Source organism: Marinobacter salexigens, assembly GCF_018860765.1.
GTDB lineage: Bacteria > Pseudomonadota > Gammaproteobacteria > Pseudomonadales > Oleiphilaceae > Marinobacter > Marinobacter salexigens_A.
In genome coordinates this window covers 168,645-179,780 of sequence record NZ_JAHKPV010000021.1, presented here as the reverse complement: position 1 = coordinate 179,780, position 11,136 = coordinate 168,645, and the positions used below count along the sequence as shown (strand labels likewise).

The window sequence follows — 11,136 nt, the reverse complement described above, 5'->3', positions numbered from 1 at the left end:
GCCAGAGCCAGAGCCAGAGCCCGTGCTGGCACCAGAACCGGTATTACAATCGGAACCTGAGCCAGAAGATGAGAATATACCCGTTGCTGATACGGTGGTTGAGCCGGAAGAAGACATTCCAGAGCTAATCGAGCAGGCGGAAGACGACGATGAAGAAGAGTTCGGCCTCGATGACTTTGACCTGTCCGAATTCGACGATTTACCCGATTACGACGATCCGGATAAAAAAGCGGATGATGAACAGAAAAAGTAACCAACAGGAATCTTACACATGAAGTTTACCGGTACCGACAAATACGTAGCCACCGATGATCTGCAAATGGCCGTAAATGCGGCTATCACGCTGCAACGCCCACTGTTGATCAAAGGCGAGCCCGGCACCGGCAAAACCTTGCTGGCTGAGGAAATGGCAAGTGCTCTTGGCATGCGGTTGATTCCCTGGCACATCAAATCTACCACCAAGGCACAACAGGGTCTGTATGAGTACGATGCGGTATCCCGCTTGCGGGATTCCCAGCTGGGCGACGAGAAAGTCAAAGATATCAGCAACTACATTATTAAGGGTAAGCTGTGGGAGGCTTTTGAAGCCGATGAGCAGGTGGTGCTTTTAATTGATGAAATCGACAAGGCCGACATCGAATTTCCTAACGATCTGCTGCTGGAGCTGGATCGCATGGAATTCTACGTTTACGAAACCCAGCAGTTGGTGAAAGCGAAAAACCGGCCCATCATAGTCATCACCAGTAACAACGAAAAAGAGCTGCCGGACGCCTTCCTGCGCCGCTGCTTCTTCCACTACATCAGCTTCCCGGACCACGACACCATGAAGAGCATTGTGGATGTCCACTTCCCGGGTATTCAGCAGCAGGTAGTAAAAGATGCGCTGGAAGTGTTCTTCGATGTTCGCAAGGTGCCCGGCCTGAAGAAAAAGCCTTCCACTTCTGAGCTGATTGACTGGTTGAAGCTGCTGATGGCAGACGAACTCACTGCAAAGATGCTGCAGGAGAAAGATACCAGCTCGGCGCTGCCGCCTTTGTACGGTGCTCTGGTAAAGAATGAGCAGGATGTCCACTTGCTGCAAAAACTGGCGTTTATGGCCCGCCGTCGCGGCTGAAATTCGGCAAGAGTGCGGTTTTATGTTGATTGATTTTTTTCTCGAAGTGCGGCGGGCCAAAGTGCCTGCCAGCTTGCGCGAATTCCTCGATCTGTTGGAAGCGCTGCAACAACGCCTCGCCTTTGCGGATATGGAGGAGTTCTATTATTTGGCGCGGGTGTGTCTGGTAAAAGACGAGCGCCACTTCGATAAGTTTGATCTGGCTTTCAAATCCTATTTTGAGGGCATTGAGCATCTGGACCAAATGCTGGAAGCCTTGATTCCCGATGAGTGGCTTCGGGCAGAGTTTGAGAAGAACCTGACCGAGGAAGAAAAGGCCAAGATCGACTCCCTCGGTGGCCTCGAAGAACTAATCGAAACCTTCAAAAAACGCATGGATGAGCAAAAAGAGCGCCATGCGGGCGGAAACAAGTGGATAGGCACTGGCGGAACGTCGCCGTTTGGTGCGGATGGCTACAATCCTGAAGGTTTCCGCATTGGCCAGAAGAAAGGTCGCCACGGCCGCGCAGTTAAGGTTTGGGAGAAGCGCGAGTTCAAAGATTTGGACGATAGCGTAACTCTTGGCATTCGGAACATTAAGGTTGCCCTGCGGCGTTTGCGTAAGTTTGCCCGTCAGGGTGCGGCCGATAAGTTGGATATGGATGACACTATCCGTTCAACAGCCCGAAATGCAGGTTATCTGGACCTAAAAATGGTTCCCGAGCGCCATAATGCGGTCAAAGTTCTGATCTTCTTTGATGTAGGAGGTTCCATGGACCCTCACGTGCGGGTCTGCGAAGAATTGTTCTCAGCTGCACGTACAGAGTTTAAGCACATGGAGTACTTCTACTTTCATAACTTTGTGTATGAGAGTGTGTGGAAGAACAACATCCGTCGCATGAATGAAACAACCAGCATTTGGGATGTCCTCCACAAGTATTCGCCAGACTACAAAGTAATTTTCGTAGGCGACGCCACCATGGCGCCCTATGAAATCTCCCATGCGGGCGGCTCCATTGAACATTGGAATGAAGAAGCTGGCGCCACATGGTTTCAGCGTATCAGCGATCACTTTCGTAAGGTTGTTTGGATCAACCCGTTACCGGAAGGGTATTGGGGAACCGGTGGCTCCTTAGGCATGACTAGACAGTTGGTGAAAGACCATATGTATCCGCTCACAGTGGAAGGTCTGGAATCGGCCATGAAACATCTGAGCAAATAGAAAAATGCCGATGCTGTCCAGCATCGGCAAAGCCCGCCATATCAAACCGGAGCTTCGGGTTTCCGATTTGGTGATCTGGATACCGTTCTTGAGTGTTACCAAGTGTTACTCTTCCTGCCAGCTTGAAACAGAGATGGCAGGAGCAGAGGCTTATGTTTGGCCTAGACAAAACACAAGTGTACCGGGGCGGCAAGCGAGTTAGATTCGTTTCAGTATTAGGCTCCGGCCTGATGGCTGCGCTATTGGTTGCTGCTGGTTCAGTTTTCGCATCCGCTCTTGACGACGAAATTGCCGCGCTAAAAACGGAAGTGTCCGCCCATTCGCGGAATGTATACGAGCTTGAGCAAAAAGTGCTTCACCCCGTTGATACGCGGCTGGCTGTTTTCCTAACGCTTACCAGTCCGGATGGTCTGGATCTCGACTCGGTGGAGCTGTTTGTTGACGGAACACCTGTCTCTGCCCATCACTACAGTCTTCGTGAAAACGGTTCGCTAGAGCAGGGTGGAATCCAGCAGCTTTTTACAGGCAATCTGGCCAGTGGCTCTCACGAACTGAAAGCGATCATTACAGCCAGAGCCGCTAACGATCGCTTCGTGCGGCGTGAGTCCTCACATCGTTTTCAAAAACGTCCGGGCGCCCTTCGCTTGCAAATGGCCCTTGAAGCCAAGGCACCTGATTTCGAACCCCGCGTTTCTTTTGTAGAGTGGAAGTAGCCAGTCATGAGGTTGTCTTTGCTGAGCTACGTTCTGCTTCCTGTGTGCGTGTCGGGTTTGTTGCTGACCTCAGCCCACGCAGCCCAGCCCACGCCGACAGCGCTCAAAGCCGGTCTTGAACAATTTGCTCAGGCAAAGACGAGTTGGTACTCGAACGGCCATTCCGACATTACCCGAAGGTCAAAGCAGCAGAAGCTCTACGAGGAAGCTGAAGCGGCCCGCGCCAGCGGAGACGCTGAAAGCGCAGGCAAGATCCTTGCAACTATGGCTGAGGGGTACTGGTCTGCTGTTGGCTACCTTAATCTTTCCGGAGACTATGCCCGCAACGATCTAAATCCGTCGCGGGCTTTGGTCGCTCTGCGTGTGGCCTTGGCTATGGCCGACAAGGATACAGACGCCGGGCGAAAATCGGCTTTGCGTAGCCGTATTCTGTTGCGTGCCGGTTACCTTGCCTACACAAATTCAGAGTATGAGAAAGCGATTGGGTTTCTTGAAAAAATTCCGCTCGATAGCCATAGAACACCCCAAGCACTTTACTTTCATGGTTTAGTACTAGCGGAAGAAGGTAATTACCGCGCCGCAATGCAGAGCTGGCATCGTGCGAAAAAATACCCTCTAGCGTATCCCGGTGTTGCAGATGCTTGGCTAGGAATGGCGCGCGGTTATGATCTTGCCGGCTATCTCGGCCAAGCAGGCGAGGCCTACCTAACGGCTAACGCAACCTACGAAGGTGAGAGGGCTACCTTACGTATGCTGGCCAGCCAGATTGAAGAGCAGGGCGCTTACAAGGCGCTTGTTCTAGATGCGCGGGATCAAAGCTACGGTACAGCATCGGGCGGTGGTTCCAGTAATTCGGGTTTTGGTAGCCCTAAGGTTGAGTGGTTTCTGGCCGATAGCCGCACACTCGCCCAGCCCCGTGTGGCCTATTTACTGAGTTTTATGGAACAGCCAATGGCCCAGCAGGCCGTTGGTCGGGTGGCCGAGTTGGCTGCAATGGCAAGCCAGTTAGAGCTCAACGCGCATGACATTGGTATTTTTATTACTGCTATGCAGGATCAGCTTAAATCCAAAGGTGTCGATCGCCGAGCTGCAGCACAAGAAGACCGGTTGAAGGCTCAAAACAAACGTCTGCAAGGTCGTTTGAGTGAGCTTATGGACCGGCTCGATACAGCTCGGTTAAGTTCAGACCAGATTTCACAATTTAGAACCCTGAACACGACTCTTTCTGATGCTGGCCAGCGGCTTGAGAAACTCCAAAGCAGATCCGCACTCCGGCCTGACCACCTGAACCAACTGCTCGCTCATGCCCGGAGTTTGCGTAAACAGTCGCTCCAGTATCTTGAGTCAGTTACAGCTTTGCGCGATCAGGCGGAAACCTCGCTTGATCGCTTGGCACTGGATTTTGTGGACATCCAAGATCAAAAAATGGTGTTGGCTCTGGATAAAACCGAGCAGAGAATTGCCTATCTGTATGAGTATCTGGCTTTGAAGGAACTTGATTCCGGGGAGCTGGAACGATGAAACGTCTGCGTATTCTACTATTACCCCTAAGCTTGTTTTGTAGCGCTTCTTATGGGCAGGAGTCGTTTAGCGTAGAACTGGGCCAGGACGGCGAAACCATCGCAGATATGCGGCCGGTATTCCTCAAGTTTGAATCCCGCCCGCTTCCCGCGATCTCTCCAGCGGAGGTTGCCAGACGTTACCAGAGGCTGTTCAAAAAAGCCGATGAGCCCAGTGTGCGAGTTGATGCGCTGAATCGGCTTGCAAATATTCGTGATCGCTCCGGTCAAGACATAGGATTTACTCCGGAGGAAGAAACGGACATGTACCGGCAGGCCATTGACAGCTATGAGACCATTCTGAGGCGTGGCGGACACAGCGGCCCCATGGATGAGCTCTTGTATCAGATGGCAAAAGCCCATGCGTTGATTGGCCAGAACGATGCCTCTGTGAAACGCCTTCAACAATTAGTTGGCCAGTATCCCAATTCTCCTCTTGTTGCCGAAGCCAGATTCCGGGTGGCAGAGTCAGCATTTGCTGACGGTCGCTATGCAGAGGCCGAGGCAGAATACCGCAAGCTTGTTGATGGAGAGGGCGTAGTTGGCGACCTGAAAAACAAGGCTCGTTACATGCTCGGGTGGTCCCTTTTCAAACAAGGCCCACAAGCCTGGGAACGTGCGGGTCAAAGGTTCGTTACGGTGTTGGATGAAGCCATTCCAAGCACTTCGAGCCTTAACCAAATTCCCGAATCTAGCGTAGACAGCATTGACGATACCCTTCGTATACTCGCGCTGATGGCCAGCCGCCGAGGCGGCGCAGAAACCTTGATGGGTTGGCTGGAACCGGAAGCATCACGCCCCTGGACACCTTTGGTGTTTGACCGCCTAGCCGATTTGTACGCAGTGCAAAATAACTCTGAAGCCAGCGTCGTCGCCAACCGGGCATTTGTGAGCAACTTCCCAAAACATCCGCAGCGGGCCGGTTTTATGAGTCAGGTCGTGGATGTGTGGAGCGCTGCTGGCAGGCCTGTAAAGGCAAGAGACGCTATGGCTGACTACGTTGCGCTGTTTAACGATCAGGCGGAGTACGCAGGGTTAGACGATGGTTATCGCACAAAGTGGCGCGAGTTTAGCCGGTTTCTTGCTGATTTTTACTACACACAAGGTGATGACAAGAAAGGAAGCCGTGTCGAAAATTACAGGGCAGCGGCAACCTATTACGAGGGCTTGGCACGCCGCAGTGACGAGGGTGGTGAATTTTACCGGCTTGCTGGCGACGCCTGGTTACAGGCAGCGGCTTATCCGGCGGCGCTTAAGAACTTTCAAGTGGCGGCTTATGAACTGCCGGGGTACGACTATGCCGCAGATGCCGGGTGGGCAGCTGTTGCTTTGATTCGAGCTGGTGCTAGGGGTGAGGCGGTTTCATCTGAATTCAACCCTGACCTTGCCGATCTTTCTGTCGAGACGGACCGTTTCGTAGCACAGTACGGCGCCGACAACAGAGCACCAGAGTTGCTGGCTTATCTAGCCAACCGTTGGCTTGAGTCCGGTAATAACGATTTGGCTTTGCAATATGCTGTGCAAGCGGTCGATCATTCAAAAGCAGCGCCAGAAACGCGCTACGCTGGCTGGCTGGTCACGGCTCAAGTGCATCAAAATACGGCAGAATACAGTCTTGCCGAGGGTGCGTGGCGTGAGGCTTTGGCTCTGGCCTCCAGCGATTCTGCAACGCTCACTATGGAACAGGATGCGCCGGAGCTGCGCCAGCAAGTTGCCACAGCCATTTACAGGCAGGGCGAACAGGCTGCCGAAGCGGGCAAGCCAGCAATTGCTGTGGCACATTTTCAGCGAGTTGAAACGGTTCTACCCGGTTCGGAAGTCGCAATTAAGGGTCGTTTCGATGCAGCAAATACGTTGCTCAGAGCATCCGATTGGCAGCCTGCAATCAACGAGCTCAACCGCTTTAGAGCCGATTATCCAACCCACGATTTGGCCTCGGATATTGGTGAAAAGCTCGTTCTGGCTTATACCTCGTCCAGCCAACCCATCCGGGCGGCCAGAGAGTTGATCGACATTGCCGACAACCAAAGCACCCAGTCTGAGGCAGCCGGTGGTGATGCTTTGACTTATCGGCTTCGAGCGGCAGAGCTGTTCCACGCTGGCGAAGCATTCGATCAGCGGAATGCTGTCTATGCGGATTATCTTGCGACTAGCCCGATCGCAGCAGACGCCGAAGACCATATTCGTATGCAAACCATGCGTCACCGGTTAGCTGAGTCCGGCACGGACCCCGCGCAGTGGCGTACAAAACTGGTGTCTGCCGAGCTAGAGAGTGACTGGCATTCCACGCAGACGTTGCAGTGGGCTGCACGAGGCTCGTTGGCCATGGGCGCCGAGGCAGCCGCAGAGTTTGGGGGGGTTGAATTAAGCATGCCCCTTGATGAATCACTGGCGCGTAAACAACTTGCCATGGAAAATGCCCAAACTCATTTTCGTAACGCTGAGTCTCTTGGTGGTGCCGAGGTGTTGCCAGAGTCTGTGTATCGCCGCGCTGAGCTTCACCGGATTATGGCCCGGGACCTTATGGCCTCTACTGCGCCAGACGATCTAAATGAGCTAGAGCAGATGCAATACACAATGCTGCTTGAAGAAGAAGCCTATCCGTTTGAAGAGCGTGCAATCGCTCTGCATTCAGAAAACCATCAGAGCATTGCGACCTCAGGTTTTAATGTCTGGATTGAAAAAAGCTTGGAGGTTCTAGCTAAGCTGCATCCCGGGCGATACGATCGCGCGCTGCGCTGGATGAGTGCGGCAGCTCAGGGAGAGAGTGATGGTGTCTGATTACTGCTTCTTTTCTCTTCGTTTATTAAAAGCCTTACGAGCTTTTTGTCGGTTCGCTGCACTGAGCTTATCGCTTACTCTCGCAACTCTAATGGTTGGCTGTGCGACGCAACCTGTTGAGCCCAAGGTTAAGACGACGGTAGGTGACCCACAGCAGGCTCTGGTACTTGCTCAGAAAGGCTCCGCGGCCTATGAGCAAGGCGATATTTCCGGCGCCATTGAAGCTTGGCAGCGGGCCGTTGAACTCAACCACAACGATGCCGCAGTACTCAACAATTTGGCTCTCTTGCTGAAACAGAAACACCGTTTTAAAGACGCGGCTGAATTACTGGCAAAAGGAATCAAGCAATCACCGAATGTTGCCGATCTTCATTACAATCTTGCGATTATTTCCGAGATCTATTTGTTGGATCTCGATAGGGCGCTCACCCACTACAAGCGCTATCAGGCTCTATCGGCTAATGAAGATAAAAAAGTAACGGGATGGATAGCAGATCTGGAAAGGAGGCTGGACTAAATGATGAACAGGACTTTCTGGTTATTTTTAAGGGATGCCTTTCGTTTTCTCACTGGCTTTTGCCTGACTGTTATTCTCGCCTTTGCGGCTGCTTTTTCATGGGGTGCAGCCGAATCCACTAACGAAGCGGAGGCTGATGACGCCCGAGAAAGTTCGGTGCGCCTCAGCATAGAGGGAATCTCTGCCAGCGTGGGCGAAGACGAGCCGCGGGTGCTGAATATTCTACCCTGGCGTGCGCCCACTCTACCGCGTCGACCGAGCGCGGAACTGAAAGGTAGTGCTTCCGATCTTGTTCAGCCGTTAGATGCCATTGTGCTCGAACGTCATAGGGTTTTCCGCCAAAGCCTTGGCGGTTCTCATCACGGCCCGCAGCCGGGAGCTCGGCGATGACAGCTATGAACGCTAGGCTTACTAATGGTGATTTTGACCTGACCAACGGGCTGGGCAGGGCGGTTGTGTCTTCGTTGTCCTGGAGCAGGGAAGAGGGCGAGCGCCTGCGAATGTTTGTGATTACTGTGCTGGCACTTTTGTTTTTTGTGCCCCTAGCCATTGTGATCCCAACCCTTGATGTTCCAGAGCCTGCTCGGGAACACATGGAGAGCCTACCGCCTCAACTCGCCAAATTGCTTGTAGAGCCGAAGCCGGTTGAAAAGACGGTGCCGGAACCCATCGAGGAGGTTGTGGAGCCAGAACCGATACCCGCTGAGCCGGAACCCGTAAAGCCGGAACCCGTAAAGCCGGAACCGATTCCGGAGCCTGAGGTATCCAAGCCAGCCCCACCTCCACCGGTTCAACCGGTTGAACAAACGCCGAAACCCATCAAGCAGACCGTAGAGCAGGCGAGGGAGAGGGCGTCCCGTTCTGGACTTTTGAATATGAGAGACCGCTTGGCCTCCATGCGCCAACCCGCACTCACTGCGGCTCCGGTTCTTCAGGCCAATGCCGATAATGTGGCTGAGCTCGCAAGTGGTGCCCGCTTCAGTGCCCAACAAGCTAGTGACGCACTCAAAAACAGTGGTGGTGTGAAGGATGCGCAGGCACCACGCACCGAGGTTGACGTTTCCGGGCACGATGTGAGAGAAGTTGAAGCCGTGGCGCAGCCCGAACCCGTTACCGCGGGCACGACCGCCGGAACCCAAAAGTCGTCAGGTGGCGAGCGCGCAATGAGCAACATCCGTAAGGTGTTCGACTCAAGTAAAACGGCGCTGTATTCGCTGTATCAAAGAGAGTTGCGTAAAGACCCGACTTTGGTGGGCCGGGTAATGCTTGAGTTGGTAATAGAGTCAGACGGTTCGGTGTCTGCCTGCAAGGTAGTTAGCTCCGAGCTTGAAAGCCCAGCGCTGGAGCAGAAGATCGCGATGCGCGTACGCTTGTTTAACTTTGGTGCAGCGAATGTCGAAACCCGGAAAGTAAGATTTCCAATCGATTTCCTTCCGGGCTGAAGCTACCTCATCGTTAACAAAACTGCTATTCTCTCACCACTTTTTGAGGCTGATACTTATGTCGGGTTGATCCATACGTCGCTCGGTGTTTGTAGATCATTATAAATAGAAGTGCCAGTTCAGGAGATGGTGATGGATTTCGAGAAGTTCTATCAAGACAAATACCCTGCCAGTGTTCCCCGTGATGTTGACCTTAACAAATACAGTAGCATGGTGGATGTATTTGAAACGGCGGTAAAAAAATACTCAGATCGTCCCGCCTTTAGCGCTGTTGGTGCCACTCTCACTTACGGCGAACTGGATACCCAAACTCGAAACTTCGCTGCCTGGCTGCAAAATAAAACAGACCTGAAGCCCGGCGACCGTATTGCTGTGCAAATGCCGAACTTAACCCAGTATCCGGTTGTGGTTTTTGGGGCCATGCGCGCAGGCTTGATTGTGGTGAACACCAACCCGCTTTATACCACGCGCGAGATGGAACACCAGTTTAACGATTCGGGTGCGAAAGCATTGGTAGTGCTCGCGAACATGGCGGAAAACGCGGAAAAGGTTTTGCCCCATACCAGCATTGAGCACGTAATTGTTACCGAAATTGCCGACATGCATTCGCCCATCAAGCGCACGCTCATGAACGCTGTCGTCAAGCACGTGAAGAAGATGGTTCCGCCTTTCAATCTCCCTCAGGCCCACAAACTGCCAGCGGTTCTCAGCGCCGGTGCGCGGGAGAAGTTTACGCCTGTAGAGTGCAAGCAGGATGATATCGCTGTGCTTCAGTACACCGGCGGTACAACCGGTGTTGCCAAGGGGGCTATGCTTACCCACGGCAACTTGGTAGCTAACCTGTTACAAGTTCGCCCGATGATGGAAGACACCGTTGTAGAAGGGCAGGAAATAGTGATTGCGCCCCTACCGCTTTACCACATTTACTCCTTTACCCTGAATTGCGGCATTATGCTTGAGGCCGGTGGCCACAATATTCTGATCCCCAACCCCCGAGATATTCCCGGCTTTGTAAAAGAGTTGCAGAACCACAAATTCACAGCATTTTTGGGCCTCAACACGCTGTTCGTAGCTCTGTGCAACAACGAAGAGTTTCAGGATCTCGATTTCAGCCACCTCAAGCTCACGTCCTCCGGCGGCATGGCCTTGACCAGCGATACCGCAAAAATGTGGGAGCGTGTTACCGGTTGCCCAATTTCCGAAGGCTACGGCATGACGGAAACCTCTCCTGTGGTCACCTTCAACCCTCGCAGCGCGATACAGTTGGGAACCATTGGTTTGCCCGTGCCATCAACTCAGGTCAAGACAATTGATGATGACGGCAACGAAACCAAGCTTGGCGATCCGGGTGAGCTTTGTGTGAAAGGCCCGCAGGTTATGCGTGGCTACTGGCAGCGCCCAGAAGATACTCGCAAATCGTTTACTGAAGACGGCTACATCCAAACCGGCGATGTTGCCGTAATTCAGGAAGATGGCTACATTCGCATTGTCGATCGCAAAAAAGACATGATCATCGTTTCCGGGTTTAACGTGTTCCCGAACGAGATCGAAGATGTTGTGAGCAGCCACCCGAAAGTGGTCGAGTGCGCAGCAGTGGGTATTCCCGATGCCAAAAGTGGGGAGGCCGTTAAGGTGTATTTGGTCGCTACCGCTGACGGTGTTACCGAGAACGAACTGAAAGAGTTCTGCCGCGAGCGACTCACCGCCTATAAAGTGCCTCGTTTCTTTGAATTCCGCGATGAGCTGCCGAAAACCAACGTAGGTAAAATTCTACGCCGTGAGCTGCGCGACGAACCGAGTAATAAGTAA

9 protein-coding genes and 1 pseudogene are annotated in these 11,136 nt (G+C 52.9%); all 10 read left to right on the top strand.

All coding sequences use genetic code 11. The features are described 5' to 3' along the window. Positions 1–253 (top strand): annotated as a pseudogene (locus tag KO508_RS14495) (hypothetical protein); the annotation flags it as partial. Between the two features lie 18 nt (positions 254–271). Beyond that, positions 272–1,114, top strand: a complete 843-nt coding sequence (locus tag KO508_RS14490) for an AAA family ATPase (RefSeq protein WP_216009025.1) — start codon at positions 272–274, stop codon at positions 1,112–1,114. Positions 1,115–1,136: 22 nt separating this feature from the next. Further along, complete coding sequence (locus tag KO508_RS14485; RefSeq protein ID WP_216009024.1) at positions 1,137–2,315, top strand: vWA domain-containing protein; 1,179 nt, start codon at positions 1,137–1,139, stop codon at positions 2,313–2,315. A 152-nt stretch (positions 2,316–2,467) separates the two neighbouring features. Then, positions 2,468–3,028, top strand: coding sequence for an AraC family transcriptional regulator (locus KO508_RS14480; RefSeq protein ID WP_252738145.1), 561 nt, complete (start codon positions 2,468–2,470; stop codon positions 3,026–3,028). 6 nt (positions 3,029–3,034) lie between these two features. Then, positions 3,035–4,549: a hypothetical protein gene (locus tag KO508_RS14475; protein ID WP_216009023.1), complete on the top strand. Its 1,515-nt coding sequence runs from the start codon at positions 3,035–3,037 to the stop codon at positions 4,547–4,549. Then, a complete protein-coding gene (locus tag KO508_RS14470; RefSeq protein ID WP_216009022.1) occupies positions 4,546–7,368 on the top strand; it encodes a tetratricopeptide repeat protein in 2,823 nt (940 codons plus the stop codon). Before KO508_RS14475 ends, KO508_RS14470 begins: the two co-directional genes overlap by 4 nt. After that, entirely contained in the window at positions 7,358–7,885 is a 528-nt protein-coding gene (locus tag KO508_RS14465) for a tetratricopeptide repeat protein (protein WP_216009021.1), read from the top strand. Before KO508_RS14470 ends, KO508_RS14465 begins: the two co-directional genes overlap by 11 nt. Further along, complete coding sequence (locus KO508_RS14460; RefSeq protein ID WP_216009020.1) at positions 7,886–8,275, top strand: hypothetical protein; 390 nt, start codon at positions 7,886–7,888, stop codon at positions 8,273–8,275. Further along, positions 8,272–9,327, top strand: coding sequence for an AgmX/PglI C-terminal domain-containing protein (locus tag KO508_RS14455; RefSeq protein ID WP_252738144.1), 1,056 nt, complete (start codon positions 8,272–8,274; stop codon positions 9,325–9,327). The genes KO508_RS14460 and KO508_RS14455 overlap by 4 nt, the downstream gene beginning before the upstream one ends. Before the next feature lie 132 nt (positions 9,328–9,459). Beyond that, positions 9,460–11,136, top strand: a complete 1,677-nt coding sequence (locus tag KO508_RS14450; protein ID WP_216009019.1) for an AMP-binding protein — start codon at positions 9,460–9,462, stop codon at positions 11,134–11,136.